22 protein-coding genes and 1 tRNA gene are annotated in these 21604 nt (G+C 63.7%); 7 read left to right on the top strand and 16 right to left on the bottom strand.

Translation table 11 applies throughout. The features are described 5' to 3' along the window. Positions 1 to 722: 722 nt before the first annotated feature. The 10 genes from ptsN to SO139_RS35215 form a co-directional block, all read right to left on the bottom strand. Positions 723 to 1184 carry a PTS IIA-like nitrogen regulatory protein PtsN gene (gene ptsN, locus SO139_RS35170; RefSeq protein WP_449383243.1) on the bottom strand — a complete coding sequence of 154 codons (462 nt, stop codon included), beginning with the start codon at positions 1182 to 1184 and terminating at the stop codon, positions 723 to 725. Between the two features lie 234 nt (positions 1185 to 1418). Further along, positions 1419 to 2012, bottom strand: coding sequence for a ribosome hibernation-promoting factor, HPF/YfiA family (gene hpf / locus SO139_RS35175; RefSeq protein ID WP_449383242.1), 594 nt, complete (start codon positions 2010 to 2012; stop codon positions 1419 to 1421). An 81-nt stretch (positions 2013 to 2093) separates the two neighbouring features. Then, positions 2094 to 3716, bottom strand: coding sequence for an RNA polymerase factor sigma-54 (rpoN, locus tag SO139_RS35180; protein WP_449383241.1), 1623 nt, complete (start codon positions 3714 to 3716; stop codon positions 2094 to 2096). A 90-nt stretch (positions 3717 to 3806) separates the two neighbouring features. Beyond that, positions 3807 to 4829 (bottom strand): LPS export ABC transporter ATP-binding protein, encoded by a 1023-nt coding sequence (gene lptB / locus SO139_RS35185; RefSeq protein WP_449383240.1) that lies wholly within the window; start codon positions 4827 to 4829, stop codon positions 3807 to 3809. Between the two features lie 213 nt (positions 4830 to 5042). Then, on the bottom strand, positions 5043 to 5759 hold the full coding sequence (locus SO139_RS35190) for an LptA/OstA family protein (RefSeq protein WP_449383239.1): 717 nt from the start codon (positions 5757 to 5759) through the stop codon (positions 5043 to 5045). 5 nt (positions 5760 to 5764) lie between these two features. Beyond that, positions 5765 to 6517: an LPS export ABC transporter periplasmic protein LptC gene (lptC, locus tag SO139_RS35195; protein WP_449383238.1), complete on the bottom strand. Its 753-nt coding sequence runs from the start codon at positions 6515 to 6517 to the stop codon at positions 5765 to 5767. Between the two features lie 139 nt (positions 6518 to 6656). Continuing rightward, positions 6657 to 7271: a ribonuclease D gene (locus tag SO139_RS35200; protein WP_449383237.1), complete on the bottom strand. Its 615-nt coding sequence runs from the start codon at positions 7269 to 7271 to the stop codon at positions 6657 to 6659. Positions 7272 to 7430: 159 nt separating this feature from the next. After that, complete coding sequence (locus SO139_RS35205; RefSeq protein WP_498541463.1) at positions 7431 to 8711, bottom strand: hypothetical protein; 1281 nt, start codon at positions 8709 to 8711, stop codon at positions 7431 to 7433. A gap of 109 nt (positions 8712 to 8820) precedes the next feature. After that, positions 8821 to 10131, bottom strand: a complete 1311-nt coding sequence (locus SO139_RS35210; protein ID WP_449383234.1) for a UbiA family prenyltransferase — start codon at positions 10129 to 10131, stop codon at positions 8821 to 8823. A gap of 237 nt (positions 10132 to 10368) precedes the next feature. Then, positions 10369 to 10455 (bottom strand) — tRNA-Leu (locus SO139_RS35215). 138 nt (positions 10456 to 10593) lie between these two features. Here SO139_RS35215 and SO139_RS35220 point away from each other — a divergent pair. Next, complete coding sequence (locus SO139_RS35220; RefSeq protein WP_449383233.1) at positions 10594 to 11565, top strand: complex I NDUFA9 subunit family protein; 972 nt, start codon at positions 10594 to 10596, stop codon at positions 11563 to 11565. A 189-nt stretch (positions 11566 to 11754) separates the two neighbouring features. Here SO139_RS35220 and SO139_RS35225 read toward each other — a convergent pair whose 3' ends face one another. From SO139_RS35225 to SO139_RS35235, 3 genes are all read right to left on the bottom strand, one after another. Continuing rightward, complete coding sequence (locus SO139_RS35225; protein ID WP_449383232.1) at positions 11755 to 12495, bottom strand: SDR family oxidoreductase; 741 nt, start codon at positions 12493 to 12495, stop codon at positions 11755 to 11757. Further along, complete coding sequence (locus SO139_RS35230) at positions 12492 to 13829, bottom strand: FAD-binding oxidoreductase (RefSeq protein WP_449383231.1); 1338 nt, start codon at positions 13827 to 13829, stop codon at positions 12492 to 12494. Before SO139_RS35230 ends, SO139_RS35225 begins: the two co-directional genes overlap by 4 nt. A gap of 207 nt (positions 13830 to 14036) precedes the next feature. Continuing rightward, on the bottom strand, positions 14037 to 14843 hold the full coding sequence (locus tag SO139_RS35235; RefSeq protein ID WP_449383230.1) for an undecaprenyl-diphosphate phosphatase: 807 nt from the start codon (positions 14841 to 14843) through the stop codon (positions 14037 to 14039). 168 nt (positions 14844 to 15011) lie between these two features. Here SO139_RS35235 and SO139_RS35240 point away from each other — a divergent pair, with 168 nt between their 5' ends. The 3 genes from SO139_RS35240 to SO139_RS35250 all read left to right on the top strand — a co-directional run bounded on the left by SO139_RS35240 (position 15012) and on the right by SO139_RS35250 (position 17823). After that, complete coding sequence (locus SO139_RS35240; RefSeq protein WP_449383229.1) at positions 15012 to 15704, top strand: glutathione S-transferase family protein; 693 nt, start codon at positions 15012 to 15014, stop codon at positions 15702 to 15704. Continuing rightward, positions 15653 to 16831: a tRNA epoxyqueuosine(34) reductase QueG gene (gene queG / locus SO139_RS35245; protein WP_449383228.1), complete on the top strand. Its 1179-nt coding sequence runs from the start codon at positions 15653 to 15655 to the stop codon at positions 16829 to 16831. The genes SO139_RS35240 and queG overlap by 52 nt, the downstream gene beginning before the upstream one ends. 194 nt (positions 16832 to 17025) lie before the next feature. After that, on the top strand, positions 17026 to 17823 hold the full coding sequence (locus SO139_RS35250) for an acyl-CoA thioesterase domain-containing protein (RefSeq protein ID WP_449383227.1): 798 nt from the start codon (positions 17026 to 17028) through the stop codon (positions 17821 to 17823). Positions 17824 to 17920: 97 nt separating this feature from the next. Here the strand turns inward: SO139_RS35250 and SO139_RS35255 are convergent, their stop codons facing one another. Together SO139_RS35255 and SO139_RS35260 are read right to left on the bottom strand one after the other, a co-directional pair. Then, a complete protein-coding gene (locus SO139_RS35255) occupies positions 17921 to 18388 on the bottom strand; it encodes a nuclear transport factor 2 family protein (RefSeq protein ID WP_449383226.1) in 468 nt (155 codons plus the stop codon). A 146-nt stretch (positions 18389 to 18534) separates the two neighbouring features. Further along, entirely contained in the window at positions 18535 to 19335 is an 801-nt protein-coding gene (locus SO139_RS35260; protein WP_449383225.1) for an alpha/beta hydrolase, read from the bottom strand. A 239-nt stretch (positions 19336 to 19574) separates the two neighbouring features. Between SO139_RS35260 and infC the strand changes: the two genes are divergently transcribed. Continuing rightward, positions 19575 to 20114 (top strand): translation initiation factor IF-3, encoded by a 540-nt coding sequence (infC, locus tag SO139_RS35265; RefSeq protein WP_027528252.1) that lies wholly within the window; start codon positions 19575 to 19577, stop codon positions 20112 to 20114. Between the two features lie 100 nt (positions 20115 to 20214). Here the strand turns inward: infC and SO139_RS35270 are convergent, their stop codons facing one another. Next, complete coding sequence (locus tag SO139_RS35270) at positions 20215 to 20616, bottom strand: hypothetical protein (protein WP_449383224.1); 402 nt, start codon at positions 20614 to 20616, stop codon at positions 20215 to 20217. Between the two features lie 276 nt (positions 20617 to 20892). Between SO139_RS35270 and rpmI the strand changes: the two genes are divergently transcribed. Together rpmI and rplT are read left to right on the top strand one after the other, a co-directional pair. After that, positions 20893 to 21093: a 50S ribosomal protein L35 gene (rpmI, locus tag SO139_RS35275; RefSeq protein ID WP_008539890.1), complete on the top strand. Its 201-nt coding sequence runs from the start codon at positions 20893 to 20895 to the stop codon at positions 21091 to 21093. Between the two features lie 80 nt (positions 21094 to 21173). Continuing rightward, entirely contained in the window at positions 21174 to 21533 is a 360-nt protein-coding gene (gene rplT / locus SO139_RS35280) for a 50S ribosomal protein L20 (protein ID WP_449383223.1), read from the top strand. Positions 21534 to 21604: the final 71 nt, after the last annotated feature.

Here is a 21604-nt window from a genome sequence, read left to right on the forward strand (position 1 = left end):
ACGCGCTTGCGAAGATCCAGAGAGTACGGCTTGCCCATCCATGCTGGCCTCCGTCCAGCCAGCATGGTGAATCAGAAGCAAGCTGATTTGGGAATCCCAAATCGATTCAACCTAACCCCATCCCGCTTTAGAAGCTCGAGGCTTTTCTGGAGCCCTACGATGCACGTCATGAGAATCGTACAGGTGTTTGTCGCAGCTTCGATCTTTTCCGCATGGCGCGCGAGGTCCGCTTGAAGATCAGGCCGCAATGGGTGAGGCGAGTGTCTCGAAGCTTCGCGCGATTGGCCTTCGAGCCAGACGACTGTTCCCATGAGCTTTCCTTCTGCACAGATGCAAGATGCGGGGCTTATCGCGACCGACTAGAGCCCGAGGAAAATAAATCAAACATTGCCGGGAAACCGCCGCTTGCAGAATACGGATACGCTCTTCGCGAACCGGACATGCCTCTCGACATCTAGAGCGATGAGATTAGGAAGAATCCTCATCGCGCTTTGGGTTGTTGTCTGAGCATGATCTCCGCGCGAACGCGTTCCGCGTTTGTCGCGCGGGAAAACTGCTTCACGCTTTTCCGGATCACGCTCTGGCCTCGTCGGCTTCATGCCGGACGCAGAACCACACTGCTATCGACAACGCCTGATCGTGGCTGGATCTCCGCAATGCGACATCCCACGTAGCTCTGCCTTGCTCGGTCGCAAGCGTGCGAGATTCAAGCTGCGGTGAGCCTACGCCGCGGTCGCCGGCGGCAGCGCGAGCACCGAATAGATCGCCTGCGCGTCGCGCGAGGCACGCAGCTTCTTGGCGATGTCCTGGTCGCGCAGGAGGCGCGCGATGCGCGCCAGCGCCTTCAGATGATCGGCACCCGCACCTTCAGGTGCGAGCAGCAGGAAGACGAGATCGACCGGCTGGCCGTCCATAGCCTCGAAATCGATCGGGCGCTCGAGCCGCGCGAACAGGCCAAAGATCTTTTCGAGCTTGGGCAGCTTGCCGTGAGGAATTGCGACACCATAGCCGACCGCGGTGGTGCCGAGCTTCTCCCGCTGCAACAGCACCTCGAACACCGAACGCTCGTTCTGTCCGGTCAGCTCGGCCGCCTTGGCAGCGAGTTCCTGCAAGGCCTGCTTCTTGCTGTTGACTTTCAATGCCGGGAGAATCGCCTCGGGTGCGACCAGATCGGTAATCGGCATGGAGCTTTCCGAGGTGAATTAAGCCGTCAGGTTCCGAATTGGCCAACTTGGAAGACCAGATTTGGCCGGCGTCAATAAGGTGAAGCAGGAGGCGGACTTAGCCCCAGTCCTGATGTGGGGCGCTTCTACTCCAACGCAATCCCGGTGCCAACTCCCGCGAACGCCTTTTACCGCGCTCTTCCCTAAAGACAGGAGTCCTACGGGGAGGATCCCGAAACCCTCGATGGGGGTGGGCTAACTCCCGGCTTTGGCCGCAGGAGGGTCGATCCAGCCGACATTGCCATCCGCCCGGCGGTAAATGATGTTCACCCGCCCGCTCGAGCCATGCTGAAATACCAGGCAATGGGCGCCGCTGAGGTCGAGTTCCATGACCGCTTCGCTGACCGAAAGCTGCCTCAAGGAGGTGGTCGATTCTGCGATGATCACGGGGCTGTAGCCGGTGACCTCGTCCTCGCCCTCGCCGGGGGCCTCCAGGACGTAGGCAGTGGCATCCATCGAGGCGAGCGCTGCGGAGGCGGCGGCGGCCTTGCGGGCGGACCGGTCCTTCAACCGGCTCTTGTAACGGCGCAGTCGCTTCTCGATCATCAGCAGCGCCTGGTCGGCGCTGGCATAGGCGTCCGGCGCGTTCGAATCGGCCTCCAGCGTGATCCCGGAATCGAGGTGCAGCGCGCAATCGGTGCGGAAGCCGAACCCGTCCTTGCTGAGCGTAATGTGGCCGGAATAATTGCCGTCAAAATATTTGCGCAACACCTCGTCCGTGCGCTCGGCGACGCGGCCGCGGAGGGCTTCGCCGACGCTGATGCTTTTGCCCGAAATCCGGAGAGTCATGTGATGCCTCGCCTGGTTGGTGGCTAGCTTGGATCAAGCCCGAGGGGAGATTGAGAGTAGCGCGATTTGAGGCGCGCGCAATCAGGCCGGCTCGGTGTTGCGGGAGCGATCGGACAGGGCGGTGGAGAGGACGTTGCCAAGAGCGCTCTGCTTGTCGCGACGGCGTTGTACCGAAGAGGGAATGCGCATGGCTTCGCGGTACTTCGCAACCGTGCGTCGGGCAATATCAATGCCGGATGCACGCAACCGTTCCACGATCGTGTCGTCGGAGAGGATCGCGGACGGCTCCTCCGAATCGATCAGCTGCTTGATGTGGTGGCGAACGGCTTCGGCGGAATGCGCCTCGCCGCCATCGGCCGAGGCGATCGACGCGGTGAAGAAATACTTCAATTCAAAGGTGCCGCGATTCGTCGCCATGTATTTGTTGGCGGTGACGCGCGACACCGTGGATTCATGCATCTGGATGGCGTCGGCGACGGCTTTCAGGTTGAGCGGCCGCAGGTGCGCCACACCATGGGTGAAGAAGCCGTCCTGCTGGCGCACGATCTCGGTTGCGACCTTCAGGATGGTGCGGGCGCGCTGATCGAGCGCGCGCACGAGCCAGGTCGCGTTCTGCAGGGCATCGGTGAAGTAGGACTTGTCGCCGTCCTTGCCGATCTTCTTCGACAGCTCGGTGTAGTAGGTCTGGTTCACGAGGACGCGCGGCAGAGTGTCGCTGTTGAGCTCGACATGCCAGCCGCCATCGGGCCCCGGGCGGACATAGACGTCCGGCACCATGGTCTGAAGGCGCGAAGAGCCGAACTTCATGCCGGGCTTGGGATCGAGGCGGCGGATCTCGCCGATCATGTCGGCGATGTCCTCGTCATCGACGCCGCAGAGCTTGCGCAAGGAAGCGATGTCGCGCTTGGCCAGGAGATCGAGATTTTCGACCAGCGCCTGCATCGCCGGGTCGTAGCGATCGAGTTCCCGAAGCTGGATCGCCAGGCATTCGCTCAACGAACGGGCGCAGATGCCGGGCGGATCGAATTTTTGCAGCACCGCAAGTACGTCCGCGACAGCCTGCTGCGATGCACCAAGCCGCTCGGCGGCCTGGCCGAGATCGGGCGGCAGATAGCCGGCTTCATCGACGAGGTCGATGAGATATTGTCCGATCATGCGCTGCGCCGGCGCGGTGAAAGCGACCGAGAGCTGCTCGGCGAGATGATCGGCCAGCGTGGTTTCCGCCGCGACGAAGGCTTCGAGATTGTAGTCCTCGTCACCGGAGGCGCCGCCGCCCCATTCGGTGTAGACGCTCGGCGCCGCATCCTGCGCATTGCGCGCCGCGGCCTCCGCCGGCTCTTCCGAAAAGACGTTGTCGAGGCCAGTATCCAGGGTCTGCTCGATCTCGGCGCGGGTACCGAGATCCTTGCTCATCCACTCTTCCTGGCCGGGCTCGAAGGCTTCGCCTGAACCGCCACCCGGCTCGTCGCCGTGGCCGCCGCCGGAATCGTCGCCATCACTGAATTGGCCGGCCTCAGCCGGGGCATCTCCCGCGCCCTGCTCATCATTGGCCCGCTCGAGCAGTGGATTGCGCTCGAGTTCCTCCTCCACGAAGGTCGTGAGATCGAGATTGGACAGTTGCAGCAGCTTGATCGCCTGCATCAACTGCGGCGTCATCACCAGCGACTGCGACTGCCTGAACTCTAATCTCTGCGTAAGCGCCATGAAGCAAGAACCGTTCCCAAAATTTGGTCCGATTTTTGCTTATCCTAGTCCGAGCCCGATGTACACGTCTTGACGAATACGAAAAACGGGCTAGAGGCGGAACTCCTCGCCAAGGTAAAGGCGGCGGACGTCCGGGTCGTTGACGATCTCATCCGGACTCCCCTCGGTCAAGATTTCACCGGCATAGACGATATAGGCGCGGTCGGTGAGGCCGAGCGTCTCTCTCACATTGTGGTCGGTGATCAGCACGCCGATGCCGCGATTGGTGAGGTGGCGGACGAGGTCCTGAATGTCGCCGACCGCGATCGGATCGATGCCCGCGAAGGGCTCGTCGAGCAGCATGTAGTTCGGACGCGTCGCCAGCGCACGCGCGATCTCGACGCGGCGGCGCTCGCCACCGGACAGCGCGATCGATGGCGATTTTCTCAGGCGCGTGATGTTGAATTCGTCGAGCAGCGAGTCGAGCTGCAGCTCGCGTTTCTTGCGCGAGGGTTCCACCACTTCGAGCACGGCGCGGATGTTCTGCTCGACGGTGAGGCCGCGGAAGATCGAAGCTTCCTGCGGCAGATAGCCGATGCCGAGCCGCGCGCGCTGATACATCGGCAGCTTCGTCACGTCATGGCCGTCGAGCTCGATCGCGCCGCGGTCGGCCTTGATCAGCCCGGTGATCATGTAGAACACGGTGGTCTTGCCGGCGCCGTTCGGACCGAGCAGGCCGACGGCCTCGCCGCGCCGCACATAGATGCTGACGCCGCGCACCACCTGGCGGCTGCCAAAGCTCTTTTCCACGCTATGCACAGCAAGGAAGCCCGGGCGCCTGAGAAGCTGCGGCCCACCGGAGCCGTTGGGCCGGCTGGCGGCCCGCACCGGATGAACCGGCTGGGTCCGCGGCGACTCAGCTTGATAGTCGGCCTGGTAGTCCGTTTGGTAATCCCCTTGGAACTGGTCGGGCGCGTGCATCGGCTGCTCGCGCGCGATCGGCGGCGCGTCCCGCACCGGGCTGGTCACGAGACCGCCCATGCTGTCGCCGAGCGCGGTGATGTCCTGGCGCGCAAATCCTGGCCGGCCGCGTTTGGCGGGGCGCCGACGGAACATGCTGAATAAATCGACCATCCCCGCTGTCTCAAGCCTTTCACGGTGATTCCGCGATCTGCCGCCCCGGCGCGATTCGCCGGCACAGCATGAGTGAAAGGGTATGTCTTGCCCAGAGAAACACCCTCGATCCCTTATCAGAGGAATCCCGCCGCCGAGCCCGCTGGGGTAGATACAATCTTGTCGGGCAGGCTTCAACCGGAGATCGCCGACTTCAAGCTCAAGCTATTGAAGTTACTTCTGTTTAGTTGCACTTGGCAATTGCAGGGGTGAGGCCGTGCCGGGCTTGCCCTGGCCGCAATCATTGCCGGCACCCTGCGGCAGCAGGACCTGAACCTTGCCGCTGTCCGACTCCACCCGAGACACGCCCGTCGTCATGTCGACCTTCAGCCGGTCGCCGCGCATCACATTCTTGCACTGGGTCAGGACGACCTGGCCCGAGCCGCCGAGCATGGTGATGAGGTTGGTCTTGGTGTCGAAGATGGCAGTCTCGCCTGTAACCACCTGGTCCTTCTGGGTGACCACGACATTGCCGTGCGCTTCCAGCCGCTTGATCGAGGAGCTGCCGTTCGGCCCTGGCGTCGCCGATTGCATCGGTGCCGCCGCTTTTGCATTTTTCGCCGGTTGGGGGGCCGGCTGTCCCGAACCGGAACCGCCGCTCGATTCGTAGAACACGACGAGCGTCTTCGACGTCATGGTGGTGTCGCCCTGAATGACCTTCACGTTGCCGGCGAAGGTCGCCTCCTTCTTCTTGTCGCGCATTTCGAGCGAGGCGGCCTCGATCTGGATCGGCTCATCGCGGTTCTGCGAAAACCCCTGCATGGCGTTGGGCACGCCCTGCATGGCGCCTTGCGCATGCGCCACGGCGATCAGCATCACGCCAAGCGCGATCGCGCCGGCGCTGAACGCAACGCCTTTCGAAAAACCGTTGCGCAAAAGGTGCTTCGTCATGGAGATCATCTCGAAGTCGCAGGCTTGTTTTGGGGCGCGCGCGTTTTCGGTGGCGGTGGCGGCGCAGGCTCGGCGGGCGCTGGCGGCGCGGCGGCCGGCTCGTCATTGCTCAGCTTGTCCAGGTTCATCACCACGTGGCCTTCGAAGCGGATGACGTCGCCGCCCTCCATGATCTTCAGGCGGTCCGAGGACACGGTGCCGTTGGTCAGCTTGACGTCGACATGTTCATCCGAGGTGACCGTGTTGTTGGCCATGTCGACGAAGGCCTGGCTGAGGCGGGCCTCATAGCCCGTCGACGTCCGCACGAAGATATCCTTGCGCAGATCGAGCTGCTGCTGCTTGTTGTCGAAGGTGCCGTTGAGGGCATCGAGGAACACGGTCGATTGATCCTGCATCAGGAGCTTGGCCCTGAGCTTGTGCAAATCGACATGATCGGGGTCCCTGATGTCCTGGATGGCCGTGTTGGCCCAGAGCTCATAGGGCCGCTGGTCGGGCGTGTAGCCCGACAGGTGGGGCGTTTCCATGGTGATCTTGGTTCCGGAGACGACCAGATTTCCGGGATCGAAAGCCACTTCCTTCGTGGTCCGGAACTTGTTGAAGGCCGAGACGAAGATGATCATGGCCATCGCCACGACCACCGTCACCGGCACGGCGATGCGCAGAATGTGGACCAGCCGGCTGTGGCGCGCCGCGGCCGCGAAGCGCGCCTCCAGGCCGTCATAGGCTCCATCATAGGCTGGGGTCTGGACCGAATTCACTGCTGCTCCGAGGCGCCGATCGACGCCCGATTGTATCCGGCGCCGCCGGAATATGCAGCCCGCGACAGGCCGTTACGACTGTGTCCGAAACGGGGCGGCCGGGGCGGCCCGAGACACCCTTCCGGACGACAGGACCACCCTAAGAGTGCGCAAAAATGTCCTCGGCCTCCCAGCCCTGCAAATCGAGCTTCGCCCGCGTCGGCAGGAAGTCGAAACAGGCCTGGGCCAGCGCCGTGCGGCCCTCCCGCACCAGCATGGCGTCCAGCCGTTCGCGCAAGCTGTGCAGGTGCAGGACGTCGGAGGCGGCATAGGCGAGCTGCGGCTCGCTGAGGCTATCCGCACCCCAGTCGCTCGATTGCTGCTGCTTGGACAGATCGACGTTGAGCACCTCGCGGACGAGGTCCTTGAGGCCGTGGCGGTCGGTGTAGGTGCGGGTCAGCCGCGAGGCGATCTTGGTGCAGTAGAGCGGCGTCGTCATCACGCCGAAGGCCTCGTACAGCACGGCAATGTCGAACCGGGCGAAATGGAAGATCTTCGTCACGGAGGGATTGGCGAGCAGCGCCTTCAGGTTCGGCGCATCGGTGTGCCCCTTGGGGATCTGAACCACGTCGGCGCTGCCGTCGCCCGGCGAGAGTTGCACGACGCAGAGCCGGTCGCGATGCGGGTTCAGGCCCATGGTCTCGGTGTCGATCGCGACCGAGGAGGTGTAGCGGGACAGGTCCGGCAGATCGCCGCGATGCAGGCGTACGGTCATGGCGTTTCAAACCTCAGTCGAATCGATGCAACGCTTGCAGGCTAATGCCGGGAACGGGAACTGGCGAGGGTCGGCCGGGCAAGGAAAGTCCAGGCCGGCGGCTGCTCCCTCGATCCCACTCGCGATGTATCCGCCGGCGGGTTTCCACGCAAGCGGATCTCAATGGCGGCGAAGGGTGCGAAAATCGACCAGTAGAACCCAGAAGCACACGAGCGCCGAGACGAGTTGAACGAAGGTGCCCTCGATCACGCCGCCCGAGATCGTCGTTGAGGTCGGAATGAGGATTGCGGCGGTCAGGAAGGCCATCATGGCCATGGGCGAAAGATCGACGATGAGAACGGCGGCATAGACCGCCAATTCGTAGAAGGCATATTCCTTGAGCCGGGGCGAGCAGAGATAGAGCGCATACATTGCGAGGACGGTGATACGCGCCGCCACGCGAGGATGATCGATGAGCCATTGATCCAGCCTCTTCGGTAGCCCGCCGATATCAGGCGACGTCTGATCCCGAATGATGGGCAATACAGACCAGGCGAATGGCGCCAGGACAGCCGCGGCCGCCACGAGTCCGTAGATGGCGAAAACAATCGGCTTGTTGTCGGCCAAGCCAAAATGTTCTGCGAGACCGAGGCCGAAGATCAACAACGAAGGATTCGTCTCCTTCAGCAGCGCGACGGAATGTTGTCCGGGAATCTGACCGGTGATTGCGTTCAGCCAGCTCGGGAAAAGGTCAGCGTAGAACACCCTCGAAATGACGATCGGCAGCATGAACATGCCGAACGCGACGGCGATCAGGGTGAGCTTGCGCGCCCGGGTCAGTGGCAGGAAGTAGAGCGCGGCCAGGACGGGAAAAAAGACCAGCTTGAACGATGTCAGCAGCCCGAGCACGGCCGCACCGGCGAGGCGCAGCGCGAAGCTTTTTACGTCGTCCTCTTCGAGGCGGCTGTGATCGAGCAGCAGCGCCAGCGCGACGGCCGTCAAGAAGCCGGCGAACAGCGCAAAGTTGCCGGAAGCCCACACCCATTCAAAGCCGACGAACGCTCCAAAGGCACAGAGAACCCTGAGAAGCGCATCGCGCGCGTCCGGACGAGTCGCGCGAAGTCCGGGCAGCAGAAGTCCGCCCAAGACGGCGAGGATGAGATAGACGACCCTGTAGTAGTCACGAAGGCCTGCCGAGCACAGCGGCCGGAAAACATCCAACGTCACCGGCAGATAGGGGTAGGAAAATTTCGTGTCTTTCAAATTCTTGACGAAGTAGGGATCAAGCCCCTCGACATAGGCATCGACGGCCGCGCAGTTCACACGAACGTCCCACCCGAATCTTATGCTCGTATGGCTGTCGACGACAAAGCTCGCAAGCACCAGCATTGCCATGAGCACGGCAAAGCCTGTCGATCTTGTGTTCGGCAACCGGCCAACGGTGTCCCCGATAGACGTCACGGCCAGCTGACCTTTCGTGCCCGACATTGCCATTGAATTCGGCCGCACCACTTCGTCACGCGTATCCTCGCAGCACGGAAGGATAGGGGAGTTTCACCGGCCATCGTCATCAGATCGCAGCCAGCATGATGCAGATCATCGCCATCACGGTGATGCGGCTGGCGTTGTCCCTGAAGGTGTAGAGGATCGGGTCATCAGGCATCTCGCGGCGATGAGCCATCATCAGGGCGCGGCCGAACCAGTAGAGCAGCAGCGGGTTGAGCAGCCACAGCATCCAGGGGCGGCTGTAGAGCTGTGTCACCGCCGAGGACGAGACGTAGAGCGAGAACACGATCACCGCGTTCATGCCGCTCGCTGCCGCCATCGCGGCGATGACCTGGATGTCGCCGATCCTGTAGTCGCGGTTGGCGGGATCGGAAAGGCCGGCGCCCTGCCGCAGCGTCAGCTCGCTGAAACGCTTGATGAGAGCAAGCGAAGTGAACACGAACAGCGAGAACATCAGCAGCCATTCGGACAGCACCACGCCGACACCGACGGCGCCGGCGACGATGCGCAGCGTATAGAGGCCGGCGAGCGTGACGACGTCGAGCAGCATCTTCCGCTTGAGCAGCAGCGAGTAGGCGATCGTGGTCGCAAGATACGCGGCCAGCACGGCGGTGAAGACGCCGGAGATGCAGAGGCTTGCGGCGAAGGCGCCGAGCCACAGCAAGGGAATCGCGAGAAGCGCGGAGGCGATCGGCAGATCGCCGGCCGCAAGCGCCCGGTGCCGCTTGGTCGGATGCTGACGGTCGGCCGCAAGATCCAGGAGATCGTTCATCAGATAGGCGCCCGACGCGCAGGCCGAGAACGCCAGGAACGCCAGCAGCGCCGCGCCCAGCGACGACAGGCTCATGTGATGCGCCGTGACCAGGGGCACGAAGACCAGCGTATTCTTGGCGTATTGATAGACGCGGAGCGCGTTCGCCCAAACCTTCAGGCCGACCTTGCGATCGGCATCCGGGGCAGCGCGATTGCCGACATAGTCGAAGGCGTCGAGATCGGCGGTCGCGATCACCCCGTCGAAGCCGAGATGCGCCGCGATGGCCTCGGCATGGTGGCGCAGGCGGGAGGTGGCGACAAAAACCTTGCGGCCCTGCGCGCGCGCTGCGAGCGCCGGGTTCAGGACGTCCTGCTCGTAGGGAAGGCTGGCATAGTCGAGCCTGGCGTCGCGGGCGAGGTGCAGGAGCCTGTCCCTGCGCCAGCTCCCGGCGGCGCGCAGGCGGCCGAGCATGTGCCCGGGCTCGCAAAGCAGCGCCTCCAGCAACAGATCCGAGCGCAGCAGCGTCCCTTCGAGCTCAACGACCAGCGCGCGCGGAGCGGCCGCCGGGACCGGTTGCGGCTCCAGTTCAAGGAGATCGTGCTGCCATTGGGGCTGCTCCATTCGAATACGCGCTCTCAACTAGCTGGCATGGCCGGCCAGCGGCCGGGGAGCAGGGAAATGGACGACAAAAACCGTAATTCCCAAACGCTAAGGGCGGCTTAATCGGATTGGAGACGCCGGGTGGGATTCCGCGGGATCAGGAACTGGCCGAACCGATTCGGTGCCGAGCAGCCCATTCGGACCAATGGCAGCGCCAGGCCTCGATTCGGCCGTCACATCGGGAGCTACCGAGAAAAATGGTGCCCAGGAAAGGACTCGAACCTTCACGGCCGTGAAGCCACTGGCACCTGAAGCCAGCGCGTCTACCAATTCCGCCACCTGGGCATGCCGGTTAGGCACGGGGGCGGTTACTACGGATCGATGACGCGCTTGTCAAATCGAACGTGACCAGCCGATTGCGCATCGCAAACCGGCCCGATACAAGCCTGCCTCAGGCACAGCCTTCGGCAGGAACGGACCCCCATGGCATCGAATCTCGACACCCTCGTCACGGTTTTCGGCGGATCGGGGTTTTTGGGCAGAAACGTCGTCAGGGCGCTCTGCAAGCGCGACTACCGGGTCCGGGTCGCGGTCCGGCGGCCGGAGCTCGCCGGCTTTCTCCAGCCCTCGGGCAAGGTCGGGCAGGTCCATACCGTGCAGGCCAATCTGCGCTACCCGGCCTCGGTCGAGGCCGCGCTGCGTGATTCGCACATCGTGATCAACCTTGTCGGCATCCTCGCCGAGAGCGGCGGCCAGACCTTCGATGCCGTCCAGGCCAAGGGCGCCGAGACCGTCGCCAGGGCCGCGGCGGCTGCCGGCGCCAGGCTGGTGCATGTCTCCGCGATCGGTGCCGACGAGCAGTCGGCCTCGCACTATGCCCGCGCCAAGGCGGCCGGCGAGCAGGCCGTGCTGGCAGCCGTGCCTTCGGCCACGATTTTCCGTCCCTCGGTGATGTTCGGCCCCGAGGACCAGTTCACGAACCGCTTTGCGGCGCTGGCGCGGATGGCGCCGGTGCTGCCGCTGATCGCCGGCGAGACGAAGATGCAGCCGGTCTATGTCGGCGACGTCGCCACCGCGATCGCGGACGCCGTCGATGGCACGGCCAAGGCGGGCGCGACCTACGAGCTCGGCGGCCCCGAAGTCCTGACCATGCGCGAGATCATCGAGACCATCCTGGCGATCACCGATCGCAAGCGGATGCTGGTGCCGCTGCCGTTCGGCCTCGCCCGCCTCCAGGCGACCTTCCTGCAATTCGCGCCGGGTGCGTTCAAGCTGACGCCGGACCAGGTGACGCTGCTCGAGAAGGACAATGTGGTCTCGGATGCCGCGAAGGCGGCCGGGCTGACGCTGGAAGGCCTCGGCATCACGGCGGATTCGCTGGAAGGGATCGCCCCGCAATATCTCTGGCGCTTCCGCCCGGCCGGGCAGTTCCAGCGCAAGAACGGCGTAGCTTAGCCGCCATCCAAAAACTGCGAAAACAACCCCATGCGAGGTAGGGGGCTCGGCGTCCTGTAGGTGGCAGGGTGGTCGCGAGCACCACAAGCGACCGTCATGCCCGGGCTTGTCCCGGGCATCCACGTTCTTTGTGCCGCGGGGCAAGGCGTGGATGGCCGGGACAAGCCCGGCCATGACGGTGTGGAAGGTTCAAAACTTCAGCTTCTTGAACACGGCTTCGGGCAGCGCCTTGATGATGAGCATCACGAGGCGCCATTTGCCGCTGACATAGACGACGTCGGTCCGGCGCTCGACAGCGCCAAAGATGGCATCGCCGACGACTTGTGCCTCCACGGTCAACGGGCCGATCAGCTTCATGCCCTCGGTCATCTTGGTGCGGACGAAGCCCGGCTTGACGGTGACGACGTGAACGCCGCCACGGCTGGCGCGGGCGCGCAGGCCCGACAGGTACGCGGAAAACCCGGCCTTCGCGGAGCCGTAGACGTAGTTCGAGGCACGGCCGCGGTCGCCGGCGACCGAGGACACGCCGACGATGGAACCACTGCCGCGCGCCAGAAATTTTTCGGCGAACAGGCCGAGGATCAGCGCGGGGCCTTCGTAGTTCGAGCGCATGATCGTCGTGGCGTGATCGAGATCGCGCTGTGCCGTCTCCTGCGCGCCCAACAGGCCGACGATCGAGATGACGACATCGGGCATCGCGGCAAGACCTGCCACGAAGCCGTCGAACGATGCGGTATCCAGCACGTCGAAGCGATGCGTGCTGGCGCTGATGCCATGGCGCGCGTGCAGGTCGGCGGCATCCGGCTCCAGCGCCGTGGCATCGCGGCCCGCGAGCTGAACATCCCAGCCGGCCTTGGCGAAGCTGCGCGCGGTGGCGCGTCCGATATCGGAGCTGCCCCCTAACACCAGCACGATCTTGCGAGTAGTCACGGCCGCACCTCATCGAACAGACGCTGCGAAAGCTTTGAGCGGATTTTTCCGGTCGGATCGAGCGATGCCCGGATCTCCTTGAAGCGTTGCAGGGCCGGATAGCCGGCCTCAAACGTTGCGCGCGACTGGCGCGCGTCCTTCGCGAGATACAGGCGGCCGCCGGCGGCGACGACGAGACAGTCGATCTCGTCGAGGAAATTCATGATGTCTCCGGTCGCGGCGAAATCCAGCGCCAGCGTGTAGCCAGGCATCGGAAACGACATCAGGCCGTCGCCCGGCCCAAGCTTCTTGAGCACGGCAAGGAACGAGGCATCGCCGCGCCGCGAGACGCGATCGAGGATGTCGCCGAGCACGGCAAGCGCACCGTCCCGCGGGATCACGCATTGATGCTGGAGGAAGCCGCGACGCCCGTAGATGCGATTCCAGGCACTGATGCTGTCGAGCGGAAAGAAGTAGGGAAAGATCGAGACCAGGCGGCTGCCGCCGGCGCGCCGCGCACCCATGCGGTAATAGAGCTCGTTGAAGGCGCGAACCGAATAGCGGTTCAGTGTCATCGACGGAAGATCGATGGGCACGTTGAGCCGCGGATCCTGCCCGCGGGGGAATGCATCCGCACCGTGCGGAACCTCGCTCGCGCCGGCATGCTCACCGAGATAGATCAGCGAGCGGCCAAGGCTGCTGCCCGTCGCAACGCAATCGATCCACGCCACCGAATAGGTCGCGGAGTCGCCGGCATCGAGCGCGCGAATCGCTGCATGCAGATCGGATGTCGAGATCACCCGCTCGCGAATCCAGCTGGTCTCGACCGGTCGGAGCCGCAGCGTCGCCTCGAGAATCATACCGGTCAGGCCCATGCCGCCGATCGTGGCGAGAAAGACATCTGGATTTTTCTCGCGCGACACCTCGATGGTCTCGCCCGCACCGGTCGCTAGCTGAATACTGTCGACATAGCGGCCGAAGCCGCCCTCGCAATGATGGTTCTTGCCGTGCACGTCGGCAGCGATGGCGCCGCCGACCGACACGAAGCGGGTGCCCGGCACGACGTAAGGCAGAAAGCCGCGCGGGCCAAAGGTGTCGATCATGTCAGACAGCAGCACGCCGGCCTCGAGGCGGACACGTCCGCTCGCCGGATCGAACGACCTGACCCGGTCGAAGGCGGTCATGGCGATGGTCTGGCTGGCGCCGATGCCGGCATCGCCATAGGCGCGGCCATTGCCCCGCGCGATGCCGCCGGAGGTCGCGGCGATGGCATCGCCGACCGCACCGAACGATCGCGGCGTCAGGAGGTCGGTATCGACGACCGGGAAACGTCCCCAGCCGCTGACGAGGGTCATAGTTCAGCTCCTGTGCCGCGCGCGCCGCCCGGCTCTGGAAACTGCCTACCAATCAAAAGCTTATTTTGCGTTGAAAGCGTGAGCGAGATTGCCGCGGCCGGGTCGCTCTGCGTGGTCCGGATGGAGCGCGGCGTCGTCCGGGAGCATGCCCCAAGCGATGCCGGCCCGGATTACGCTTTTGCTCCATCCGGGCAACGGGTCATAAGCCTACCGCCCCAGCGCCAGCGCGATCAGGCCGAGCGAGCCGACGATGACGCGCCACCAGGCGAACAGCGTAAAGCCGTGGCGCGTGACGTATTCGAGGAAGGTCTTCACCACGATGATCGCGGTGACGAACGACACCACGAAGCCGATCGCAACGATGCCCATGTGATCCATCGTCATCTCGGAACGGTTCTTGTAGAAGTCATAGGCGAACGCGCCGATCATGGTGGGGATGGCGAGGAAGAACGAGAATTCGGCCGCCGCGCGCTTGTCCGCCCCGAGCAGCATCGCGGCGACGATGCTGGCGCCCGAGCGCGACACGCCCGGAATCATCGCCAGGCATTGCGCGATGCCGATCAACAGATAGGTCAGAAGCGGAAACCGCGTCGCATCATGCTCGCGCGGCTTGAGATCGAGCTGATCGACCCAGAGCAGGATGGCACCGCCGACGATCAGCGTGAAGCATACCACCCAGGGATTGAAGAGCATGCTCTTGATGTATTTGCCGGCAACGAGGCCGACGATGACGGCCGGCAAGAACGCGACCAGCACGCCGATCACGAAGCGGCGCGCATAGGCATCGCCCGAGAACATGCCGATCGCGACATCCCACAATTTCTTGAAGTAGAGGCCGACGATCGCAAGGATCGCGCCGAGCTGGATCAGAACGGTAAAGGAGTCCCAGAAAGCGCCCTCACCAAGACCGAAGAACCGTTCGGCGAGCAGCAGGTGTCCGGTCGAGGAAACGGGGAGGAACTCGGTCACACCCTCGATGATGCCGAGGATCACTGCCCGTATTGCGTCTGACATATTTACGGTCCATTTCGGCTGGAAAAGCGGGGCTCTTCTCGCCTATTCGTCCCTCTGCCGCAATCGCTAAATGCGAGTTACACGGGGTTGCCTCGCGGTTTTGAAGGACTAGTGTGGCGCCGAACAAACATTGATGGATTCTTAATCACCCCCGACATAATCAAAAGCATGTTCACTCTGTTTCATCATCCGTTCTGTCCGCATTCGCGCTTCATTCGCCTGATCATCGGCGAGTACGGGCTCGACCTGAAGCTGGTGGAAGAGCGCGTCTGGGAACGGCGCGAGGCCTTTCTGACGCTCAATCCGGCGGGCACTACCCCGGTGCTGGCGACCGAGGAACAGCCATCCGTTCCTGGCGCCGCGATCATCGCCGAATATATCGACGAGGCCCATGGCGCCGCGATGGGCCTCAAGCGGCTGATGCCGGAAACAATTGCCGAGCGTATCGAGGTTCGGCGGCTGATGGCCTGGTTCAACGAGAAATTCTTCGAGGAAGTCTCGCATCCGCTCGTCACCGAACGCATCTACAAACGTTTCATGAGCGAGGAGAATGGCGGCGGTCCGCCCTCGGCAGACGTGATGCGCGCCGCCAAGGCCAATGTGCGCTATCATCTGGCCTATATCGGCTGGCTGGCGCAGACGCGAAACTTCCTCGCCGGCGACCGGCCGACCTATGCGGATCTCGCCGCCGCGGCACATCTTTCGGCGATCGACTATCTGGGCGACGTGCCATGGAGCGAGGACGACGCAGCAAAGGCGTGGTACGCGCGGGTCAAATCCCGCCCGTCATTCCGCCCGCTGCTGAGCGAATGGCTGGCCGGCGTGCCGGCGTCGCGGACCTACGTGGACCTGGATTTCTGACCGAACCCGATCTCTCTGACCTGAAGACGGCGCTGGCGCGCGAAGCGCAAGCGCTGGGCTTCGACTGCATCGGCGTCAGCGCGCCCGGTGCTATCGAAGGTGCCGGCCAACACTTCCTCGAGTTCATCGCGTCCGGTGCCCATGGCGACATGGAGTGGCTTGCGGCGCAGCCGGAGCGTCGCGTCGATCCGCGCGGTCTCTGGAGCGACGTGCGCTCCGTGATCATGCTCGGTGTCAATTACGGCCCCGATCAGGATCCGCTGGAGATCCTGAAGCAGCGCTCTCGCGCCGCGATCTCGGTGTATGCGCAAGGCGACGACTATCACGACCTGATCAAGAAGCGGTTGAAGGCGCTGGCGCGCTGGCTGGTCGCGACGGCGCCTTGCGAGGTCAAGGTATTCGTCGACACCGCCGCCGTGATGGAGAAGCCCTTGGCGCAGGCTGCGCGTCTCGGCTGGCAGGGCAAGCACACCAACCTCGTCTCGCGCGAGTTCGGCTCCTGGCTGTTTCTCGGCGCGATCTACACCACGCTCGATTTGCCGCGCGATGAGAGCGAGATCGATCATTGCGGCACATGCCGTGCGTGCCTCGACATCTGCCCGACTGCGGCATTCCCCGCACCCTACAAGCTCGATGCGCGGCGCTGCATCTCCTATCTGACGATCGAGAACAAGGGACCGATCCCGCACGAATTCCGTAAGGCGCTGGGCAATCGCATCTATGGCTGCGACGACTGCCTCGCCGCCTGCCCCTGGAACAAGTTCGCCAGAGAGGGCCGCGAGGCAAAGCTCGCCGCTCGCGAGGCGCTGCGCGCGCCTTGTCTGGCCGAGCTCGCGCGGCTCGACGATGCGGCGTTTCGTGAGCTATTCACGAAGTCACCCGTGAAGCGCATCGGCCGCAACCGCTTCCTGCGCAACGTGCTGATCGCGATCGGCAACTCCGGCGATGTGACATTGGCGGAGGAGGCGCGGCGGTTGCTGGACGATGCAAGCCCGCTGGTGCGAGGGGCCGCGGTGTGGGCGCTGGGACAGTTGATGGCGCGCGAGCAGTTTGCGGCGGTGAAGGCAAGCGCACTCATCGACGAGGGCGACGACAGCGTACGTGAGGAATGGCAAGCTGCTTCCTAACCCTCCGCTGTCATACCCCGCGAAAGCGGGGTATCCAGTACGCCGCGGCTTCTCCGTATTCGTCACTGCCTCTGGAATACTGGATCACCCGCTTTCGCGGGTGATGACAGCGGAGAATGAGGAGAACACGCACCGCTCCTGACCACGAAGCACCACCCTTGATTTCCCCACGCGTTCCTTCAAGCTCGCGCGTCATGACGAACACGCCCTTCTTCACGCGCACCGGCGACACATTCCATCCGACGGAAGTTGCCAACGGTCCCTGGGATCCGAAGTCGCTGCACGGGCGCGTCATCGTCGGCCTGCTCGCCTTCGGCATCGAGGAGCGCCATTGCGGTCCCGAGTTCGTGCCGGCGCGGCTGACGGTCGACATGTTTCGCCTGCCGACGATCGACAAGCCGATCGAGATCACCACGCGGCTCGTCCGCGACGGCCTGCGCATCCGCGTGGTCGAAGCTGATTTTGTCTCCGGCGGCGTCAGCATGGCGCGCGCCTCGTGCCAGCTCCTGCGCCGGACGCAAAATCCGGACGGCAACATCTGGTCGCCGCCGAACTGGGATGCACCCAAGCCTGCCGGGATTCCGCCGCCGACCGATCCGCGCCTCGGCATGCACGGCAAATGGACGACGCGCCCGATCGTCGGCCATATGGGCTCGCTCGGTCCGCGCCGACTCTGGATGAGCGAGGTGCGCGAGCTGGTCGACGGCTTTGCGCTGACGCCGTTCACGCGCGTCGCGGTGGCTGCGGATTTCGCCAGTCCCTTCGCCAATGCCGGCGATCAGGGGCTCGCCTTCATCAACGGCGACGTCACCGTGTATCTGCATCGCCTGCCGGTGACGGAATGGATCGGCTTCGAGGTGGTGAACCACCACTCCGCCGAGGGCATCGCGATCGGCGAATGCTGGCTCTATGACGAGCAGGGGCCGATCGGCACCTCGACGGTGGCCGCACTGGCACAGCGCAAGCCGATGCCGAATCCGTCGAAGCGGTAGAGGGCACGCTGCTGCGCTCCCTCCCCCCTTGCGGAGCAGGGAATGAGGGAGTGGCGCTGCCCTCACATAGGGAAGTCGCGCCCCGGAATGTAGAGACTCACGCCAGATGCCGCTTCATCTCCGGCAGCGCCTTCAGCGACGCGCCCTGCTTGGCGATGATTTTCGCGATGCGCTCCGGCGCGAAATTCAGGTCGACGAGGGCCGGCGCGGTGTTGGCGACCTCGTGATACTCCGCGATCCTGTCGTCCCTGAGCTTCATGATCGCGACGCCCTCGAACATGGCGCGCGCTCCCTTCGCCTCCGGCAACGTCGAGCGATAGCTGAAGGTGTAGCGGGCATAGAGCATCGTGCCGTCGGACACCGGCTCGTGCATGTCCCAGCGGAAATCGGTTGCCGTGCGATAGAACCAGTCTTCGATCATCTCGGCGATTTTGGCGCGGCCTGCGAAGGCGCCGTAGAACACGTCGTGATACACGCCGTCTTCGGTGAAGAGAGCGGCAAAAGCCTTGCCGTTGCGCTGCTCGACCGCGTCGCAGAACGCGCGCAGCATTGCGGTGATGGTCATCGGCCTCTCCTCCCTTCTCCGTCATCCCCGCGAAGGCGGGGCATCCAGTACGCCGCGGCCTCTCGGTTCAATCGCAGGCTTCTCGGAGTACTGGATCACCCGCTTTCGCTTTCGCGGGTGATGACGCTGTTAGACTTGGAAACACCTCACCCGATCTCTGCGACTGCGGCAAGGATGCGCGCGATGTCCTGCGGGCGCGACAGGCGGTGATCGCCGTCCTGGATCAGCGTCAGCACGACATCGTCGGCCGGCAGGCGGTGCGTCAGTGCGAAGGCATGTTGCCACGGCACGTCCGGGTCCTTGGCGCCCTGCAGGATGCGCACGGGACAGCCGACATCGATGGCGCTGCCGAGCACGCGATGGTTGCGGCCCTCCTCGATCAGGTTCCGCGTGATCGGATAGGGCGAGCCGTCACCGTATTCGGACGGCCTGAGCCAGAGACCCCTGGTCTCGATCTCCTGTTTCACGTCGGCCGGGAAATTCTTCCACATTAGCTCTTCGGTGAAATCAGGCGCCGGTGCGATCAACACCAGCCCCGCCAGCGATGCCTTGCCGCCGCGCTTCCTGATCTCGCGTGCGAGCAGCAGCGCCATCCAGCCGCCCATGGAGGAACCGATCAGAACTTGCGGCCCCGCGCAGAAGCGCTCGAACACCGCGACGCTTTCCTCGAGCCACCGTCCGATGGTGCCGTCGGCAAAATCGCCGCCGGATTCGCCATGGCCGGAATAGTCGAACCGGACCGAGGCGCGGCCATGCGCCGCCGCCCAATCGTCCAGCGCCACCGCCTTGGTGCCCTGCATGTCCGACTTGAAACCGCCGAGCCAGAACAGCCCTGGTTCCTTCCCTGGCCCCTTCCCCGACCGGGTGCGGACCGCGATCTTCCGTGGCGATGGGCCCTCGCCCACATCGATGAAGGTGGGAGCCTCGTTGGCAGTCGAATTCGTCATGGAACGTTTACTCTTGCTGTGCGGTTTGAGCTGACCGGTGCTCCCGCAACACGCCGGGATCGGCCTTTGGGACGCTTGCGGAACTGGGACAAGGTGTCTATGTCGAGCGGCGTGCGGATGGGCGTGACCAAAATGCCTCGCATTTGAGGGTTTTTCGGGCGTGGCAGGTGTGACTTGCTTGCCCGCAGACGCATCTTCCTTCAGACTACCCGCTTCGTTCACAACTTTGGAGAACCAACATTCGTCGTCCCAATAGAGCCCCGGCCCCTGCCGCCAAAGACGGGCCGCGCATCAATGATGATATTCGCAACGCGCAGATCCAGCTCATCGACCAGACCGGTGACAACAAAGGCACGGTCGAGACGATGATGGCCATCAAGATGGCCCAGGAAGCCGGCATGGATCTCGTGGAGATTTCGCCGAATACCAGCCCTCCCGTCTGCAAGATTATGGACTACGGGAAGTACAAGTATTCCGCCCAAAAAAAGGCCGCTGAAGCCCGCAAGCGCCAGAAGACCGTCGAGATCAAGGAGATCAAGCTCCGGCCGATGATCGACGATCACGATTACGACGTGAAGATGCGCGCGATGCAGCGGTTCTTCGAAGAGGGCGACAAGGTCAAGATCACGCTGCGCTATCGCGGCCGCGAAATGGCGCACCAGGAGATCGGCACCAAGCTTTTGGACAAGATCAAGAGCGACGTCGCCGAGCTCGCCAAGGTCGAGCAGGACGCCAGGTTCGAGGGCCGCCAGGTCGTCATGGTGCTGGCGCCGCGCTGAACCGGATTTAGCTCTTATGAGGTCAACGGCCCGTCAGCCATCTGGCGGGCCGTTTTGTTTTTCTGCGATCCACCCTTCGAGACGCCGTCTCGGCGACAGCTCACGTCCGCGTCGCCTGCCAAGTGCCGCTACAGCGGTCGCCGGAGATGATCCCATTCCAGGAGCCCGCACCGCCCCTACCTGCAAGCCGGCCGCCGCCGCTGGCATGGGAGGCGCCGACCGAGACCTGGACCGCAACGGAACCGGCGCGGTTGACCCTGCCGGACACTCGGCCGCCGCCGGCCGAGGTCACGCGGCCGCCAGTCACCGTGAACGGGACCATGTAGCCGGAGCTGCAATTGCCACGCGTGGTGGCGAAGGTGACGTTCCAGACCCCGTCATAGCCGCCAAGCCGGGCATGGGCAGTGGACGGCAGGACGGCAGCGCCGATCATGGCGAGAAGCGCGAGGGTGCCAAGGCGCGGAAGAACGCGAGACGAAAGCGACTGCGAAAAATGGGCCATTTTGGTCGGCCTCCAGACGGCAAGGCATGACAATAAGAGTGGCAACGTCAAATAGTCGGCGAGCCCGTTTCCGCGGTTCATCATTGCCAATTGGCCTCGTCTCTGCCATAAGCCCAGCCTTCATCGCCCGGCTGATTTAAGGGCTGCCGTGGCGATGCCCGTGCGGGTTTCGCGCTAGTTCGTAAAAACCTGAGCACAATCAACGCTCTAACGAGCATTTTTGACGGCCAGCCGCCTTCGCGGGCGGTATCCTGTTGTGGCCAGTAGGAGAGCCAAATGCCCAAGTTGAAGACCAAGTCGGGCGCTAAAAAGCGCTTCAAGGTGACTGCTACCGGCAAAGTGATGCACGCCCAGCGCGGCAAGCGTCACGGCATGATCAAGCGGACGAAGAAGCAGATCCGTCAGCTCCGCGGCACCCGCGTGCTGTTCAAGACCGACGGCGACAACGTCAAGAAGTACTTCTTGCCGAACGCCTGATCGCGTCCACGATCAATTCAGCCGAGCCGCGACTGTCCGCGGCGTTCCGAAACCAAAGTCATCTCTGAAGGATTTTTGTCATGTCTCGCGTCAAACGCGGTGTGACCGCCCACGCCAAGCACAAGAAAGTCTACAAGGCCGCCAAGGGTTTTTATGGCCGCCGCAAGAACACGATCCGCGCCGCCAAGCCGGCCGTCGAGAAGGCCGCGCAGTACGCCTTCCGCGACCGCAAGCGCAAGAAGCGCACCTTCCGCGCGCTCTGGATCCAGCGCATCAACGCTGCCGTCCGTCCGTTCGGCCTGACCTACAGCCGATTTATCGACGGCATGGCGAAGTCCGGAATCACCGTGGACCGCAAGGTGCTGTCGGATCTCGCGATCAGCGAGCCCGCCGCGTTCCAGGCGATCGCCGAGAAGGCCAAGGCCGCCCTTGCGGCGTAATGCGGCAACTGCCGCGCTGACGGCGTAAGCCGTCGTCCACTGTGCTCTGCGCAGCTTTCAGCTTGTGATGG

This window comes from Bradyrhizobium sp. UFLA05-89 (genome assembly GCF_059803475.1).